We start from the raw sequence: 18,077 nt of genomic DNA, 5'->3' as shown, positions 1-18,077 counted from the left end.
TCCCCACACCGCCCCATCCACTCCGCAAACACCACCGACTCCGACAACAACCCCAACGCCATCCCCACCCACTGCGCCCCCTGACCCGGAAACACGAACACCACACCCCCACCACCATGAACGGGCGGTGCGGTGTCGGGCGCGACAGCGAGGGCCGCCAGACGCTCCACGGCCTCCTGGCGCGTGGACGCGACGACAACACCGCGATGCGGAAGCCGAGTTCGCGTGGTCAGGAGCGACAGGGCCGTGTCGTACAGAGGGGTGCCCGGGTGGGCACGGAGGTGGTCGGCGAGGGAGGCCGCCTGGGCGCGCAGAGCTTCGGGGGTCGTGCCCGACAGGGTCAGCGGTACGACTCCGCCGGGGAGCGTCCTTGCCGGAGCGGGGATGGCGGAGGGTTCTTCGGGACTGGCCTGCTCCAGGATGATGTGCGCGTTGGTGCCGCTGATGCCGAAGGACGACACACCGGCACGCCGCGGCTCGTCCCGCTCGGGCCACTCCCGCGCCTCCGTCAGCAGCTCTACCGCACCCGCCGACCAGTCCACCTCAGGCGTCGGAGCGTCCACGTGCAACGTCTTCGGCAGCACACCGTGCCGCATCGCCTGCACCATCTTGATCACACCCGCCACACCCGCGGCGGCCTGTGTGTGACCGATGTTGGACTTCAGCGAGCCCAGCCACAGGGGCGAGTCCTCGGGGCGGGAGCGGCCGTAGGTGGCGAGAAGGGCCTGTGCCTCGATCGGGTCACCGAGGGACGTGCCGGTGCCGTGCGCCTCCACCACGTCGACATCCGCCGCGGACAGCCTGGCGTTGTCCAGCGCCTGCCGGATGACCCGCTGCTGGGAAGGCCCGTTGGGCGCGGTCAGACCGTTGGAGGCGCCGTCCTGGTTGACCGCGCTGCCACGCACGACGGCCAGGACGGCGTGGCCGTTGCGGCGGGCGTCCGACAGCCGCTCCAGCAGCAGGACGCCCACCCCCTCGGCCCACGCGGTGCCGTCCGCCGCGGCGGCGAACGCCTTGCAGCGGCCGTCCGGGGCCAGTCCGCGCTGGCGCGAGAACTCCACGAAGGCGCCCGGGGTCGACATCACGGCGACGCCGCCCGCCAGCGCGAGCGAGCACTCGCCGGAACGCAGCGCCTGAGCGGCGAGGTGGATCGCCACCAGGGACGACGAGCAGGCGGTGTCGACCGTCACCGCGGGGCCCTCGAAGCCGAGGGTGTACGCCACCCGTCCGGAAACGACGCTGCCCGCGCCGCCGGTGAGGACGTACCCCTCGATCTCCTCGGATCCGGTGCCCATGCGGGGGGCGTATTCCTGTCCGGCGACGCCGGTGAAGACGCCGACGCTCTCGCCCTTGAGGGTGGAGGGATCGATCCCGGCACGTTCCAGGGTCTCCCAGGAGGTCTCCAGGAGCAGCCGCTGCTGCGGATCCATCGCCAGCGCCTCGCGCGGGGAGATCCCGAAGAAGGGCGCGTCGAAACCGGCCACGTCGTCGAGGAAGCCGCCCTCACGGACGTAGGACGTGCCGGACACGTCCGGGTCCGGGTCGTAGAGGGTGTCGAGGTCCCAGCCACGGTCGGCCGGGAAGACGCCGACGGCGTCGGTGCCCTCGGACACCAGCCGCCACAGCCCGTCGGGGGAGGTCACTCCTCCCGGCAGCCTGCAGCCCATGGCCACGATGGCGATGGGTTCGGTGCGCCGGTTCTGTTCCTCGCGCAGCTTCTCCCGCGTCTGCTGCAGCTCGGCCGAGACCCGCTTGAGGTAGGTGAGAGCCTTCTCGTCGGTGGTCATGGAACCTGATCCCCTCTTCCGCGTGCCTGGCGGGTCAGCCGAGCCCGAGCTCGTTGTCGATGAAGGCGTAGACGTCGTCGGCGGTGGCGGCTTCGAGGCGCCGGGTCCGGCCCTCTCTCTCGTCGGGGCCGCCCCGCAGGGCGGCTTCTTCGAGCCTCGAGCCGAGGAACCGCAGGCGGGACTGGATGCCGGAGTGCTCCAGCTCCTCCGCCAGCAGGGCGTCGAGCGCCGCTTCCAGGGCGTCGAGTCTGGCCGCGACCGGATCGGATTCCTGGTCGAGGGCCTTGAGCAGGTAGTCGGCGAGCGCGGTGGGCGCCGGGTAGTCGAACACGGCCGTCGTGGGCAGCCTGGTACCTGCCGCCCTGCCGAGCCGGTTGCGCAGTTCCACCGCTGTCAGCGAGTCGAACCCGGCCTCCTTGAAGGCGCGGTCGGGTACGACCAGTGAGGCGTCGGAGTGACCGAGGACGGTCGCGGCTTCCTTGAGGACCACGTCCAGGACGAGGGCGGCCTTCTCCTGCGCGGGGAGTCCCGCGAGCCGTTCGGCCAGAGTGCGTCCGTGGGCCGTACCGGCCGCGGCGGCTCGGCGCGGCGCGCGCACGAGTGCGCGCAGCATCGGGGGAAGCCCGCCGGAAGCGGCCCGGTCGCGCAGCACGCTCGGGTCGAGCCGGATCGGCACGAGGGCCGGTTCCCCGAAGGTCAGGGCGGCGTCGAGGAGGGCCAGGCCCTCCTCGGCCGTCAGCCCGAGCACCCCGTCGCGTTCGGTGCGCCGGAGGTCGGCCTCGGCAAGGTCGCTGGTCATGCCGCTCGCGTGCGACCACAGGCCCCAGGCGAGCGACACCGCGGGCAGTCCTTCGGCACGGCGGACGCGGGCGAGTCCGTCGAGGAAGGAGTTGGCTGCCGCGTAGTTGGCCTGCCCGGGGTTGCCGAGGACACCGGCGGCCGAGGAGAACAGCACCAAGGCGGCGAGGTCGAGGTCCCGGGTCAGCTCGTGCAGGTTGAGGGCGGCGTCGGCCTTGGGCCGCAGGACGGTGGCCATGCGCTGCGGGGTGAGCGCGGCGAGCACGCCGTCGTCGACGACGCCCGCGGTGTGCACGACGGCCGTCAGGGGCGCGCTCGCCGGGACGGAGTCCAGCAGCAGGGCCAGGGCGTCGCGGTCGGCGGCGTCGCAGGCCTCGACACGCACGGTCGCTCCCAGCGCGGTGAGTTCGGCGGTGAGTTCCCGCGCGCCGGGCGCGCCGGGGCCGCGTCTGCTGGTGAGCAGCAGGTTGCGGGCGCCGTGTTCGGTGACGAGGTGGCGGGCGACGAGTGCGCCGAGGGAGCCGGTGCCGCCGGTGACCAGGACGGTACCGTCGGGGTCGGGCCGGCGTGGCAGGGTCAGGACGGCCTTGCCGGTGTGGCGGGCCCGGCTGAGGTGCCGGAAGGCGTCCGGGGCGTGCCGTACGTCCCATGCCGTCACCGGCAGCGGGGTGAGGGCTCCGCGGTCGAAGAGGCCGACGAGTTCGTGCAGCAGCTCCCGGACCCGGTCGTCGTCCGCCTCCGCGAGGTCGAAGGCGCGGTACTCGACCCCGGGGTGGCGTTCGGCGACCTCGGTGGCGTCACGGATGTCGGTCTTGCCCATCTCCAGGAAGCGCCCGCCGCGCGGCAGCAGGCGCAGGGACGCGTCGACGAACTCGCCGGCCAGTGCGTCGAGGACGACGTCGACGCCGCGGCCGTCGGTGGCGCCGAGGAAGTGCTGCTCGAAATCGGTGGTGCGGGAGTTGGCGAGGTGCGCGTCGTCGAGTCCGCGGGCACGGAGGGTGGCCCACTTGCCGGGGCTGGCGGTGCCATAGACCTCGGCGCCCAGGTGACGGGCGACCTGGACGGCGGCCATGCCGACGCCGCCGGCCGCGGCGTGGACCAGGACGGTCTCACCGGGCCGGACGCCGGCCAGGTCGCGCAGGCCGTAGAGGGCGGTGAGGAACGCGATGGGCGCGGCGGCGGCCTGTGCGAAGGTCCATCCCGCAGGGACGCGGACGAGCCTGCGGTGGTCGGTCACGGCCTGCGGACCGAACGCCCCGCCGGGGAACAGGCCCATGACCCGGTCACCGGGCGACAGGCCGGTCACGCCGGGGCCGGTCTCCAGGACGATGCCCGCGCCCTCGCCGCCGATCGCGGCCCGCCCGGGGTACATGTCCAGAGCGATCATGACGTCGCGGAAGTTCATGCCCGCGGCGCGGACGGCCACACGGACCTGGCCGGGGGCCGGCGGGCCGGATTCGGTGTTCGCCACGAGGGCCAGGTTCTCCAGGGTGCCGGGCCCTGTGGTGTCCAGGTGCCAGGTGCCGGCGCCGTCGGGGACCGTCAGGCCGACCGCGGTGGCGCGGACGAGGCGGGGCACGGACACCTCGCCGTCACGTACCGCGAACTGCGACTCCTCCAGGGCCGCGGCCACCGCCGGGAGTCCGGCGAGCGCGTCGCGGGATGCCTCGTGTCCGTCGAGGTCGGCCAGGACGAAGCGGTCGGGGTGCTCGGCCTGGGCGGAGCGCACGAGGCCCCAGACCGCGGCTGCCGCCGGGTCGGTGACGCTCTCGCCGTCATGAACGGCGACGGCGCCCCTGGTGACCACCAGCAGCCGTGATGTGTCGTCGCCGGGCGCGGCCAGAAATGCCTGGAGGTCTCCCAGCACGCGGTCGGCGAGTGCGTGTACGTCCTCGGCGGAGGTGCCGTCGCCGGTGGCGTCGAGGGCGCGGATGCCGTGGGGACCGTCCGCGCGCGCCGTGACCGGCAGCGGCGTCCACGTCGTACGGAACAGGGATTCGTGTCCGGCTTCGGTGGCGGGGCGCAGGTGTTCGGCCGCCACGGGGCGCAGGACGAGGGAGTCGACGTCGACGACCGGGGCTCCGGTGGCGTCGGTGATGCGCAGGGACACCCCGCTCTCTCCGGCGGGGGACAGCCGGACCCGCAGCGCCTTGGCACCCGAGGCGTGCAGTCGTACGCCGTTCCACGCGAAGGGCAGCAGACGCCTTCCGTCGCCGGGCTCGGCGACGCCGCCGAAGGCGCTGGGGTGCAGGGCGGCGTCGAAGAGGGCCGGGTGCAGGCCGAACAGGTCGGCGTCGTCGTGGTGTTCGGCGTCGAGGGCGATGTCGGCGAAGATCTCCTCTCCGTCGGTCCACACCGCGCGCAGTCCCCGAAAGGCGGGGCCGTACTCGTAGCCGGCCTCGGCGCGTTGCCGGTAGAAGTCCGTGACGGGCACGGCCGTGGCGTTCGGCGGAGGCCACGGGGCGGTGTCGGTGCCCGGAGCGTCGTCGGGGTTCGTCCGTGTCAGGGCGCCGCTCGCGTGGCGGGTCCACGCACCCTCGTCGCCGTCGGGGCGGGAGTGAACGGCGACGGGTCGGTCGCCGGTCTCGTCGGGCGCGCCGACGTGCACGCGGATACGCACCGCACCGTCGGCGGGCAGCACCAGGGGCGCGGCCAGGACGAGTTCGCGGACGGCGCCGTGCCCGACCTCGTCGCCGGCCCGGACGGCCATCTCGACCAGCGCCGTGCCGGCCAGCAGGACCGTGCCGTCGACCGCGTGGTCGGCGAGCCAGGGCCGGTCGGCCGAGGACAGGCGTCCGGTGAGGGTGACGGCATCGGCCTCGGGTAGTTCCACTGCCGCGGTCAGCAGCGGGTGGCCGGCCGTGGTGACGCCCGCGGCTGCGAGGTCACCGGTGCCGGGGGCGGCGTCGAGCCAGTAGCGCCGGTGCTGAAAGGCGTACGTCGGTACGACGGTGCCTCGGGCGCCGCTGCCGGCGAACAGGGAGGGCCAGTCGACGCGGGCGCCCCTGGTGTGTGCCCGGGCGACGGCCGCGACCAGCGTCGCGGGTTCCGGCCGTCCGTCGCGCAGTGCGGCCACGCAGTCGACGGCGTCGGGAAGGCAGTCCTGCGCCATGGCGGTGAGCACTCCGCCGGGCCCGAGTTCGAGCACGGTGGTGACGCCCTGTTCGCGCAGGGTGCGCAGGCCGTCGGCGAAGCGGACCGTGCCGCGGACGTGGCGTACCCAGTACTCGGGGGCGCACAGCTGTGCGGGGTCGGCGAGGGAGCCGGTCAGGTTGGAGACGACGGGCAGGACGGGGGTGTGGAAGCTCAGTCGGGCGGCGACCTCGTGGAAGGCGTCGAGCATCGGTTCCATGCGCGGCGAGTGGAAGGCGTGCGAGACGCGCAGCCGTTTCGTCTTGCGGCCGCGGGCGGCGAGCACGGCGGCCACGGCTTCGACGGCGGGCGCGTCACCGGAGAGGACGACGGCTTCGGGGCCGTTGAGCGCCGCGACGGCGACTCCGTCGGTGAGCTCGGCGACGGCCTCGTCCTCGGTGGCCCGCACGGCGATCATGGCACCGCCCTCGGGCAGCCGCTGCATCAGCGCGCCGCGCGCGGCGACCAGGGCCGCGGCGTCCTCCAGGGACCACACACCGGCCACGTGGGCGGCGACGAGTTCACCGATGGAGTGCCCGGCGACCAGGTCGGGGCGCACGCCCCAGGACTCGACCAGCCGGTAGAGGGCCACTCCCACGGCGAACAGGGCTGCCTGGGTGTAGGCGGTCCGGTCGAGCAGGTCCGCGTCGGGAGTGCCGGGTCCGGCGAGGACGACGTCCCGCAGCGGGCGGTCGAGCCAGCGGTCCAGGGTGGTGCAGACCTCGTCGAAGGCGCGGGCGTACACCGGGAACGAGGCGTACAGTTCGCGGCCCGTCCCGGGGCGCTGCGCGCCCTGGCCGGAGAAGACGACGGCGAGCTTGCCGTCGGTGGCGGTGCCGGTCGTGCCGTCGCCGGCGGCCAGGGCCGCCAGGGCGTCGCGGGCCTCCTGCGTGGATCCTGCGACCACGACCGCGCGGTGCTCGAAGGCGGAGCGGCCGCTGAGTGTCAGGGCTACGTCGGTGAGGGCGGGCGCAGGCTCCGCGTCGAGAAGGGCGGCGAGGCGTCCGGCCTGCGCGCACAGGGCCTGTTCGGACTTGGCGGAGAGGACGAGCGGGACGAGCCCGTCGGGCAGCGCGCGCTCCGCCGTGTCGGCTGTGTCCGGTCCGTCGGCGGGAGTCGTGGCGGGGTCCTCGGTGGGCTGTTCGAGGACGACGTGGGCGTTGGTGCCGCTGATGCCGAAGGAGGACACGCCCGCGCGGCGCGGGCGCCCGGTCTCGGGCCAGGGCCTGGGCTCGGTGAGCAGTTCGACCGCGCCGCGGGTCCAGTCCACTTCGGGCGTCGGGGCGTCGACGTGGAGCGTCCGGGGCAGCACGCCGTGCCGCATCGCCTGCACCATCTTGATCACACCCGCCACACCCGCGGCGGCCTGTGTGTGACCGATGTTGGACTTGAGGGATCCGAGCCACAGCGGGTGGCCGTCGCCGGGCCGTTCCCGACCGTAGGTGGCGAGAAGGGCCTGCGCCTCGATCGGGTCGCCGAGGGAGGTGCCGGTGCCATGCGCCTCGACGGCGTCGACGTCGGCGGGGGTGAGGTCCGCGTTGGCGAGGGCCTGGCGGATGACGCGCTGCTGGGAGGGGCCGTTGGGCGCGGTGAGGCCGTTGGAGGCGCCGTCCTGGTTGATGGCGGAGCCGCGGACGACGGCGAGGACCTCGTGGCCGTTGCGGCGCGCGTCCGAGAGCCGCTCCAGCAGCAGCAGAGCCACACCCTCGGACCAGCTGGTGCCGTCCGCCGCGGCGGCGAAGGCCTTGCAGCGTCCGTCGGGTGCGAGTCCGCGCTGCCGCGAGAACTCGACGAAGCTGCCCGGGGTCGCCATCACCGCGACACCGCCCGCCAGCGCCAGGGAGCACTCCCCCGCGCGCAGCGCCTGGGCGGCGAGATGCAGGGCCACCAGCGAGGACGAGCACGCCGTGTCCACCGTCACGGCGGGCCCTTCGAAGCCGAAGGTGTACGACACCCGGCCGGAGACGACGCTGCCCGCGCCGCCGACGCCGAGGTAGCCCTCGATCTCCCTCGCGGGCCGCACCGCCCGGGTGGTGTAGTCGTGGTACATGACCCCTGCGAAGACGCCGATGTCCGCGCCGCGCAGGGCGCTCACGTCCAGGCCCGCGCGTTCGAAGACCTCCCAGGAGGTCTCCAGGAGGAGCCGCTGCTGGGGGTCCATCGCCAACGCCTCGCGCGGGGAGATCCCGAAGAACTCGGCGTCGAAGCCGGCCACGTCGTCCAGGAAGCCGCCTTCCGTGACGTACGACTTTCCGGCGGCGTCGGGGTCCGGGTCGTACAGCTCCTCCAGGTTCCAGCCCCGGTCGGACGGGAACGGGGAGCGGCCGTCGGCGCCGTCGGCGACCAGACGCCACAGGTCCTCGGGCGACGTGACGCCGCCCGGCAGCCGGCAGCCCATCGAGACGATGGCGATCGGCTCGTCGCAGACCGCGGCGGGGGCGGGCAGGGCCGGGACGTCGGCGGACTCGCCGGAGACCTCGTCCAGCAGCCGGTGCGCCAGGGCTTCGGGGGTGGGGTGGTCGAAGGCACTGGTGGCGGGGAGGCGCAGTCCGGTGGCGGTGCTGAGCCGGTCGCGCAGGGCCACGACCATCACGGAGGTGAAGCCCAGCTCCTTGAAGGCCCGGTCGGCCGGGACGTCCTCGGTGCCGGTGCGTCCGAGGACCGCGGCGGCCTCGGTGCGCACCAGCCGCAGCAGGATTTCCTCCTGCTCCTCGGCGGGCAGGCTCTCCAGTCGGCCGCGCAGCTGCGAGGTCTCGGCGCGCGCCTCCGGAGCCGTGGTGTCGATCAGGCCGCGCAACGGTGCGGGGACCGGGCCGGTGAGCAGGGCGGCGTTGTCGAGGCGCATCGCGACGAACGCGGCCTCGCCGGCGGCGTGCGCGGCGTCGAACATCACCAGGGCCTGCTGTTCGGTGAGTTCGCCCGCCGCGAAGGGTACGGCGCCCTCGAGCGCGCCGTCCTTCCAGGGTCCCCAGGCCAGGGACAACGCGGGCAGGCCGTGGGCGCGCCGGTGCTGGGCCAGCGCCTCCAGCGCGGTGCTCTCGGCCGCGATGTCGCCGGCGCCGGGGGCGCCCAGGACTCCCAGGGGAGAGGAGCACATGACGAAGGCGGCCAGGTCGCGGTCGGCGGTCAGGTCGTGCAGGGCGTGCGCCGCGGCGGACACGGTGCCGGTTCCGGTGATCTCCTCCGCGTGCACCACGGCCGTCAGCGGCGGCCGGCCACGCTCCGCGAGCAGCTCGGCGAGCGCGGCGCGGTCGCCCGCGTCGCACGCGACGGCGGTGGCGCGGGCGCCGGCTCCGGCGAGTTCGGCGCACAGCGTCTGTACGCTCTCGTCGCCGTGTCCGGGGGTGAAAGCCAGCAGCAGGTGGCGGGCGTCGTGCGCGGTCACGAGGTGGCGGGCGAGCGCGGCTCCCTGGGCGGTGGCGGCGCCGGTGACCAGGACTGTCCCATCGGGGTCGAGCAGCGCGGGGGGCGGCTCCTCGCGGTCCATGGAGACGCGGGCGAAGCGCGGCAGCAGAGCGACACCGGAGCGGATGGCGAACTGCGGTTCACCCGCGTTCACGGCGGCAACCAGGGATCGCGCGCCGTCCTCGCCGAGCCCGTCGCCGTCGAGGTCGGCGAGCACGAACCTGCCCGGGTGCTCGGTCTGCAGCGCGCGGACCTGGCCCCACAGCGGGGTGTGCGCGGGGTCCCGTACGTCCTCGCCGTCGCCGACGGCCACGGCGCGCCGGGTGAGGACCACGAGCGTGAGGTTGTCGTTGCGGTCGTCGGCCGGCCAGTCCTGCAGGGACGCGACGAACTCCTCGATGCCCGCTCCGGCGTCGTAGGCGGTCCGGTCCGCGAGGAGGACGCCGGTGCCGCCCCGGGCGGCGGTGCGGGCGGCGGCCAGGTCGGTGTGGGCCTCGCACGGTACGCCGGCGTCCTGAAGGGCTTCGGCCAGGCCGAGCGGGTCGGAGCCCGCCAGCGCCCAATCGCCCGGCTCGCCCGGGGCTCCGCCCAGGGAAAGCCGGGATCTGGGTATCCAGTCGACGCGGAACAGCGAGTCGTACAGGCCGCTGCTGGTGGCGCGCAACCGGGCGGGCGTCTCCAGCAGCCGATGCCGCACGATCTTGCCCGAGGCGGTGCGCGGGATCGCCTCGATCTCGTACAGCTCCTCGGGCACCTTGAAGTAGGAGAGGCGTTCGCGGCACTCGGCGAACAGCCGTTCCGTGTCCGGTCCCTGAGAGCCGGGGACGATGAACGCGACCGGTACCTCGCCCAGCACGTCGTGCGGCTTGCCGACCACCGCGACGTCGGCGACACCGGGGACGGTGCGGATGACCTCCTCCACCTCTCCCGGGTGGATGTTCTCCCCGGCGCGGATGATCAGTTCCTTCCTGCGGCCGGTGATCGTGAAGTAGCCGGCCTCGTCACGGCGGGCCAGGTCGCCGGTGCGGTACCAGCCGTCGTGGAAGGCGGCCGCGGTGGCTTCGGGCTGGTTGTGGTAGCCGGCCATGACACTCGGCCCGCGCACCCACACCTCGCCCTCCTGGCCGTCGGCGACGTCCTCGCCGGTCCGCGTGTCCACCAGGCGTACTCCCAGACCCACCACCGGCAGGCCGCAGGAGCCCTCGGCGCGGGCACCCGAGGGCCAGTTGACGGTGATGGAGCCGCAGGTCTCGGTGGAGCCGTAGGCGTCGATGAGGGGAACGCCGAAGACACGCTCGAACGACCGGCGCAGCGATGCCGTGGTGACCGCGCCACCCACCAGGGCCACGCGCAGCCGTGGAGCGGTGAAGCCGCGGTCGCGGGCCGCGTCGAGCAGATAGTGCAGCAGGGTGGGCACGCCGGCCAGGAAGGTGGCGCGCTCCTCGTCCAGTGCGGCGAGCACGTCCTCCGCCGACAGAGCGTCGACGATGCGGGCGCTGGCGCCCACGGCCACCACGGAGAGCACACAGGCGATGTGCGAGAGGCTGTGGAAGAGGGGCAGCGGCCAGACGACGCGGTCCTCGGGACCGAGTCCTGGCACCGGCACATAGCAGGCGGCCACCGACCACAGGCAGTTGCGCTGGGTGGAGAGCACGCCCTTGGGCCTGCCGGTGGTGCCCGAGGTGTAGAGCATCCACGCCAGATCGTCGAGACCGAGGTCGTCTCGAGCCGGCGTGGCGGGTTCCCGGGTCGCGAACGATTCGTAGGGCAGGAAGCCCGACGGCACCGGCCCGTCGCCGACCAGGACGACCGTCAGGTGCGGACGGTCCGGAAGCAGGCGCCGCAGCTGTTCCACATGCGGGTGATCGGTGATGACGATCCGGGCACCGCTGTCGTCGAGGACGTGCGCGAGTTCCGCGTCACTGCTCTGCGGGTTGACGGGGACGCCGATGGCGCTGGCCCGGGTGATGGCGTAGTAGCTCTCGACGATCTCGACGCGGTTGCCCAGGCAGATGGCCGCACGGTCGCCCGGTTGCAGTCGCAACTCCGCCAGGTGGCCGGCCAGTCGCCGGGTCCGCGACTCCAGGTCGGTGTAGCTGACGCTCCGTCGGGCGTCCCGGTAGGCGATCTTGGCACCGAAATGCCGGGCCTGATGGACCAGCAGCTCGGGAAGCGGCCGGATCAGCTCGGTGCGCAACATGTGTCGTCATCCCTCCGGGGCGAGAGCAGACGGGCAGTCCGCAAGGGCAGATGGTTCGCCCTACCCGGCACATTCTTGTCATGCGACGCTCCCCCACACCCCCTCATCACCCCCCTACGCATCCCTAACCTGAGGAGTGACCAGAATTAATGAGCAGGGGTTTGGAGCGGCGGACAGGCGGCATTAGGCTCCGTCGCCGTACCGACAGTCATCGTGTTATCGGCTGTCGGCCCGGAATGCAGACGTGATGAGCGGCCATCGCATTTCCGCCGGTGCTCCGGGAGCGGGATTTCTTTTCCCGGCAGCTTCCCGCGACGGCGGGACCGCAGGGAAAGGGACACACACGGACATGAAGAATTCGACATCCCATCACACCCGTATCCGGGTGGAACTCGGCGACCGTGCCTATCCCGTCGACATCGGACCCGGGGTGCGGCACTCGCTGTCCGGGATCGTCGAGGGGCTGGGAGCGCGGCGTGCGGCGGTGGTCTCGGCCCGGCCGGACGCCTGGATTCCCGACCCCGGCGTGCCCTCGCTGGTCCTGCGAGCCCGTGACGGCGAGAGGGACAAGACGCTCGGCACCGTCGAATCGCTGTGCCGGGAGTTCGTGCGTTTCGGGCTGACCCGTGACGACGTCGTCGTCTCCGTCGGCGGCGGCACCACGACGGACGTGGTGGGCCTCGCCGCCGCCCTCTTCCACCGCGGGGTGCCCGTGGTGCATCTGCCGACCACGCTGCTCGCGCAGGTGGACGCCAGCGTGGGCGGCAAGACCGCGGTGAACACACCCGAGGGCAAGAACCTCATCGGCGCCTACTGGCAGCCCAGCGCGGTGCTGTGCGACACCGACTACCTGGAGACCCTGCCCGAGCGGGAGACGCTCAACGGGTACGGGGAGATCGCCCGCTGCCACTTCATCGGCGCGGGCGACCTGCGGGAGCTGCCGTTGCCGGAGCAGATCGCGGCGAGTGTGGCGCGCAAGGCACAGATCGTGTCCGCCGATGAGCGCGACACCGGCCTGCGCCATCTGCTCAACTACGGCCACACCCTGGGCCACGCGTTGGAGCTGGCCACGGACTTCCGGCTGCGGCACGGCGAGGCGGTGGCGATCGGCACCGTGTTCGCGGGGCGGCTCGCCCGGGCCATGGGCCGGATCGACGAGCAGCGGACGGCGGAGCACCTGGAAGTGGTGCGTCACTACGGGCTGCCCCACAAGCTGCCCGCGGATGTCGCTCCGGCCCGGCTGATCGAGCTCGTACGGCTGGACAAGAAGGCGATGTCCGGGCTGACCTTCGTGCTGGACGGCCAGGCCGGCGCCGAGCTGGTGCCTGACCTGCCGGAGGACGTCGTCGCGCGGGTGCTGGCGGAGATGCCGCGCGCGGCGGCCTGAGAAGGGTTCGCGTGCGACGGACGGTTCGCGCCGGTCCGGAAGAGGAGTTCGTCCGGACCGGCCCGGACCACGTCGTTCCCGGCGGCGGGCGGGCCACCGCCGGCCATGACGGCCGTCCGTCCCGTGATCCGCCCGGTGTCAGTTCTCCGGTGGGCGGCCCTTGGCCAGCAGGACCGCCCCGTGCAGTGAGGAGAGTCCACCGAGGCGGGCGGGCTCCACGGGCGGCGGCGGGAAACCGGGGCGGGCCAGTCGCGCCGTCTCCGCCCCGACCGTTTCGGTGAAGCCGGGCAGGGCGTCGGCGAATCCGCCACCGATCACGACGGCTGCGGGGCGAAGCAGTTCGCCCACCCCGACAGCGGCCGCGGCCAGCGCCGCACAGCCCTCGCGTACGGCGTCGGCCGCCCAGGACGTGCCGTCGGCGAGAGCCCGCGCCAGCTCGGGGAAGGTCACCTCCGTGCCGCGGGCGCGGGCGGCCCGGCGCAGTACGGCGGGTCCCGAGGCCACGGACTGCACACAGCCGCGGCGCCCGCAGTCGCACAGTTCCCCGGACCGGTCCACGATCAGGTGGCCGATCTCGCAGGAGCCCCGCGAGGGGCCGGGCAGCAGTCTGCCGCCGAGGACGATCCCGCCGCCGACTCCGGTGCCGACTCCGAGATACAGCAGGTCGGGACGGCCCGCCGCATGTGCTTCGGCGAGCGCGGCGAGGTCGCCGTCGTCGGCGCAGGCCACCTCCTCGGTGCCGAAGAGCTCGCGCAGCGCGCCGCCGAGGTCGAGGCCGCTCCAGCCCGGGCGGTTGGGCCAGGCGGTGACGACGCCCGCCGCGTCCAGGGTGGCGGGCATCGCCACGCCGACGCCCGCCAACTCGTCCGGGGCGACGGCGCACAGCTCCCGGATGTGCCGGGCGAGCAGGTCCAGGTCCGCAGCCGCGGGCACGGGCGCGTCGGGGGCCCGTGGCCACCGGAAGCCGGCCTCGCGCACGGTGCCGTCCGTGTGCTCCGCACGCAGGGCGACCTTCGTGCCGCCCACGTCGATGCCCAGGTGGTAGGGGATGGCTGCCTCCCGGCCGGGTCAGTCCCTGAGGTGGGCGGTGACGATCTCCGCGACCTGGCGGAGCACGCGGGGGCTGCTGAGCATCTCCTCGTGGCCGCAGCCCAGTTCGTGTCGCACGATCTCGCCCGCGACGTACGGCGCCCAGGCCTCGCTGGAGGCCGCTTCGGCCACCGGGCTGGGATCGGCCGCGAACAGGTGCATGGCGCCGCTGTACTTCTCGGGCGTGTGGTCCTTCCAGGCGCCGAGGTCGGTCAGCATGGTCTCGACGAAGGTCTCGGCCGCGCTCTTCCTGCCGCGCCAGGCGTAGTTCGTCGCCATGTCGGCGAATTCGGCGATGTCCTCGTACGTGAGCGGGCGCTCGTATGCGGCGAGGTCCTTGCCGTTGATCAGCAGGATCAGTTCGATCAGGCCCTGCTCGTCACGGTCCTCCTTTTCCGTGATGTGCGGGTTGGTGTTGAACACGCCGAGGAACTCGATCTCCTCACCGCGCTTTTGGAACTCGGCGGCGACGGCGTGGGCGAGGATGCCCCCGAAGGACCAGCCGAGAATGCGGTAAGGGCCCGTGGGCTGCACGCCTCTGATGCGGTCCGCGTAGTCCGCCGCCATGGCCGCGATGGTGTCGACGGGGGTGTCGAACTCCTGGAAGGTGTGCGACTGGAGGCCGTAGAGGGGGTACTCCAGGCTGAAGTGCTGGGCGAGCACTCCGTAGCACCAGGCGGTGCCGCCGAGGTGGCGCATGCAGAACAGCGGCCGTGCCGAGCCCCTGGTCATCAGCGGCAGCAGTACGTCGAAGGAGTCCTGCGGCTCCTCACCCGTGAGCCGCCGGGAGAGCTCGGCCGGCGTCGGGGACTCCACCAGCATCCGGATCGACAGCTCCAACTGCATCTCGGAGCGCACCCGGGCCAGCAGCCGTGCCGCGAGCACCGAGGAGCCGCCGAGGTCGAAGAAGCTGTCGCGTGGTCCGACCTGCTCCACACCGAGCACCTCGGCGAAGAGCCGGCTGAGGAGCAGTTCCGACTGCGTGAGGTGCGTCTCCACCATCGCCGTCCGCGCGACGACCGGGGCCGGCAGGGCCTTGCGGTCGAGCTTGCCGTTGGGGGTGAGAGGGAACTCCTCCAGGGCCACCACGGCGGACGGCACCATGTACGGAGGCAGTGTGTCCGCCACGAAGTTCCGCAGTTCCTTGACGTCCGGCACGCGGCCGGGGGCGGCCGTCACGTAGGCCACGAGGCGCCGGTCGCCGGGCCGGTCCTCGCGGACCGTCGCGGCCGCCTGGTCGATGTCCTCGGAGCGCTCCAGGACGGCCTCGATCTCGCCGAGTTCCATCCGGAAGCCGTGCAGCTTGACCTGGTGGTCGGCACGGCCGACGTACTCCAGGTCGCTGTCCGGGCGCAGCCGCACCACATCGCCCGTGCGGTACATCAGGGCGCTGCCGTCACCGAAAGGGTCGGGCAGGAAACGCTCGGCGGTCAGCTCCGGCCGGTTGAGGTAGCCGCGGGCGACTCCCGCGCCGGCGATGAACAGCTCACCCTCGGTGCCGGCCTCGACGGGCACCAGGTCCTCGTCGAGGACGTACAGCCGGGTGTTGCGCAGGGGCTTGCCGATGACGGCGGCGTCCTCGGGCCCGGTGACCGGGTGGACCGTGGACCACACGGTGGTCTCCGTGGGCCCGTACCACTGGACGACCTCGGCACCGAGGTCGAGCAGCGCCGCCGCCAGCTTCTCCGACAGCGCCTCGCCACCGATGAGGATGCGCAGGCCGCGCAGCGCCTCGGGACTGACGGTGGCCAGCATGTGCCAGTGAGTGGGGGTGGCCTGTGCGGTGCCGATCTTCCCGCGGACGATCAGGTCGCCCAGCGCCTGCGGGTCCTGCCCGGTGGCGCGGGGGGCGATGACCGCGCGGGCACCGGTGTAGTACGGCAGGAACAGCTCGGGCACCGACATGTCGAAGGTGGCGGTGGTGACCGACAGCATGCGGTCACCCGGCTCCATGGACAGCCGCTCCCGCATCGCCTCCAGCAGGTTGTGCAAGGCGCGCACGGGGATCTCGACGCCCTTGGGGGTGCCGGTGGAACCCGAGGTGTAGATGACGTACGCGAGGTCCTCGGGCCGCGGCGGGGCAGCCCGCTCGGCGTCCGTCAGATGCCCGGCGGGCAGTCCGGCGAGCGTCGCGGCCGTCGCGGGTTCGTCCAGCACGACGCGGGGAACACCAAGGTCGGTGCGGTCGGCGTGGATGCGGGTCGACGTCAGCAGGGCGACCGGAGCGGCGTCGCGGACCTGGAAGGCCACGCGCTCGGCGGGGTGTTCCGGGTCGAGCGCCAGGTAGGCCCCGCCCGCCTTCAGCACCGCCAGCAGCGCCACCAGCAGGTCCGTGGAGCGGGGCAGCATCACCGCGACGACGCGGTCGGGCCCCACACCCTGGGCGACCAGGTGGCGGGCGAGCCGGTTGGCCTGCTCGTGCGCCTCCCGGTAGGTGAGCTCCACACCCTCGCATTCGAGGGCCGTGAGGTCCGCAACGGAGTCGGCCCGCTCCTCCAGCGCCTTCACCAGCATGTTCCCCTCCACAGGGCTCGTACGGATTCTCGGCACGGTGCCGCTCAGACGGCCGGGGTGCGCATCCAGCGGTTCCAGTACGGCCGCCAGCCGTGGCGGTGCCAGAACGGCGTGGAGATCGGGTTGAACATCGCGTGGTAGCCGACCGACGCGCCGATGCCCATGGCGTCCAGATCGGCGTGGACGTGGTTGGCGAGGGAGGTGCCGATGCCCAGGCCCCGGTAGCCCTCCTTGACGGCCTGGCAGACCAGATGCGCGACGGGGGTGGCGGCGATCTTCGTCGCGAGCCATGCCTGCTGCGGCTCGGAGGGATCCTCGCCCCGGTGCATGCCCACGATCGCGCCCTCGTACTCGGCGACCCAGATCAGCGGTTCGTCGCGCTTGAACGACGCGGTGATCTCCTCGCGCAGCAGCGCCTCGGTATTGGCGCGCTCGACGGCGCCGCTGACGGCGGCGTCGAACCGGGTCTCCACCATCTGCAGTTCGAACACCGCCTCACTGTCCTCGGGGGTGGCCCGCCGCACGTGGACCCGCCCCGACTCGGGCACCAGGTCGGTGCCCTTGACCCGGCCGATCATCACGAACTCGGGGACGAATCCGAAGGCACGCAGGACCCGGGTCATGCCCACGTCGCGGCTGGGCCACTCGACGGCGGCCATGGAGTCCGCACCGGGGCGTTCCGGGTGGCTGCGCATGTACTGCTGCCAGTGCGTGAGCAGAGCGGCCATCTCGTCGGGCCCGGAGACCCTGGGGGTCAGCTCCCAGCGGTCGAGCGGGCCGAGCACCGCCTCCAGCGCGTCCGCGTCGACACGGGTGTGTGTCAGCAGGCCCTGCGCCCCGTCGACCTCCAGCAGCTCTTCGCCTTCGCCGGGCTCCGGCAGCGCAGCGGCCTGCGGAATCATCCGGTCGACGGGGCGCAGCCGGTCGCGGTGGGCGGCCAGCACTGATTCCGCCGTCTGTACCTGGGGCATGGTGTCGTGTCCTCGGCTTTCAGTCGTGTCCGTGGCGATGACGCGCGGGCGCGGCTCACACGGGAACCAGGGGTCTCTCACGGCCGGTGGCACCGCGTCAGCGGTCGGTGACCTTCTCCAGCAACGCGCGAGCGGCGAGCCGATAGCCCGTGGCACCCAGCCCGAAGATCACTCCGCTGGCGAGCGGTCCGGTCACCGACTCGTGCCGGAACTGCTCGCGGGCCCAGACATTGGAGAGGTGGACCTCGAACCACGGGCGCGGATAGTCGGCCAGCGCGTCCCTCAGTCCCCAGCCGGCCATCATCAGGGCGGCGGGATTGACGATCGCACCGACGGAGTCGTAATTGCCCTGGATGGTGCGGATCATCTCCGCCTCACCGTCGTGCTGGAACGCTTCCACTTTCCAGCCGCGATCCGCCACTTCTTCGGCGACCCATCCTTCGATATCGGCGAGCGTATCCGTTCCGTAGATCTCGGGCTGACGGCTCCCGAGGATGCCGAGATTCGGCCCGTTCACCAACAGAAGCCTGCTCAATGCACACCCTTTGTCTGTACGGAACCACCGGGAAGTGCTTTTTATAGCACGGCCATTGACAGTCAAACACCGCTCCCCGGTATGCCCGCAATCACAAGGGGGAACATAGGGGGGTCCCCAGGGGAATGACGTCTCGCCAACCACTGGGTTAGCGTGCTAATTGCGACGACCGACCCCGGCCGGGGGCTGCTGCCGACCTGCCCGGCCGGGCGCGCGGACCGCACCGAGGTCGTGTTCCGGCGCCGGCGTCCGAGTGAAC

The 18,077-nt window shown here is 72.9% G+C and carries 7 protein-coding genes; 1 reads left to right on the top strand and 6 read right to left on the bottom strand.

Features of this window, described 5'->3' with window-relative positions; all coding sequences use genetic code 11:
• The coding region (locus tag QQM72_RS11880; protein ID WP_314220803.1) for a type I polyketide synthase at positions 1 to 1,787 on the bottom strand (1,787 nt) is incomplete at its 3' end.
• 34 nt (positions 1,788 to 1,821) lie between these two features.
• On the bottom strand, positions 1,822 to 11,322 hold the full coding sequence (locus tag QQM72_RS11875; RefSeq protein WP_314220802.1) for an SDR family NAD(P)-dependent oxidoreductase: 9,501 nt from the start codon (positions 11,320 to 11,322) through the stop codon (positions 1,822 to 1,824).
• 349 nt (positions 11,323 to 11,671) lie between these two features.
• Between QQM72_RS11875 and QQM72_RS11870 the strand changes: the two genes are divergently transcribed.
• Entirely contained in the window at positions 11,672 to 12,709 is a 1,038-nt protein-coding gene (locus QQM72_RS11870; RefSeq protein ID WP_314220801.1) for a 3-dehydroquinate synthase family protein, read from the top strand.
• Positions 12,710 to 12,847: 138 nt separating this feature from the next.
• Here QQM72_RS11870 and QQM72_RS11865 read toward each other — a convergent pair whose 3' ends face one another.
• From QQM72_RS11865 to QQM72_RS11850, 4 genes are all read right to left on the bottom strand, one after another.
• The gene (locus QQM72_RS11865; RefSeq protein WP_314220800.1) at positions 12,848 to 13,735 is read right to left on the bottom strand and encodes an ROK family protein; all 888 of its coding nucleotides are present in this window, start codon (positions 13,733 to 13,735) and stop codon (positions 12,848 to 12,850) included.
• 42 nt (positions 13,736 to 13,777) lie between these two features.
• On the bottom strand, positions 13,778 to 16,312 hold the full coding sequence (locus tag QQM72_RS11860; protein WP_314220799.1) for an amino acid adenylation domain-containing protein: 2,535 nt from the start codon (positions 16,310 to 16,312) through the stop codon (positions 13,778 to 13,780).
• Positions 16,313 to 16,356: 44 nt separating this feature from the next.
• Positions 16,357 to 17,283 (bottom strand): GNAT family N-acetyltransferase, encoded by a 927-nt coding sequence (locus QQM72_RS11855; protein WP_314220798.1) that lies wholly within the window; start codon positions 17,281 to 17,283, stop codon positions 16,357 to 16,359.
• Between the two features lie 97 nt (positions 17,284 to 17,380).
• Entirely contained in the window at positions 17,381 to 17,818 is a 438-nt protein-coding gene (locus tag QQM72_RS11850; RefSeq protein WP_314220797.1) for a type II 3-dehydroquinate dehydratase, read from the bottom strand.
• Positions 17,819 to 18,077: the final 259 nt, after the last annotated feature.

It is taken from the genome of Streptomyces zaehneri (genome assembly GCF_032248645.1).
Taxonomy (GTDB): domain Bacteria; phylum Actinomycetota; class Actinomycetes; order Streptomycetales; family Streptomycetaceae; genus Streptomyces; species Streptomyces coriariae.
This window is presented reverse-complemented; position numbering and strand designations above follow the sequence as displayed.

Excerpts from the sequence above, each read along its gene's own strand:
- QQM72_RS11875 (WP_314220802.1), bottom strand. The coding sequence starts at position 11,322 with ATGTTGCGCACCGAGCTGATCCGGCCGCTTCCCGAGCTGCTGGTCCAT.
- QQM72_RS11870 (WP_314220801.1), top strand. The coding sequence starts at position 11,672 with ATGAAGAATTCGACATCCCATCACACCCGTATCCGGGTGGAACTCGGC.
- QQM72_RS11860 (WP_314220799.1), bottom strand. The coding sequence starts at position 16,312 with ATGCTGGTGAAGGCGCTGGAGGAGCGGGCCGACTCCGTTGCGGACCTC.
- QQM72_RS11855 (WP_314220798.1), bottom strand. The coding sequence starts at position 17,283 with ATGCCCCAGGTACAGACGGCGGAATCAGTGCTGGCCGCCCACCGCGAC.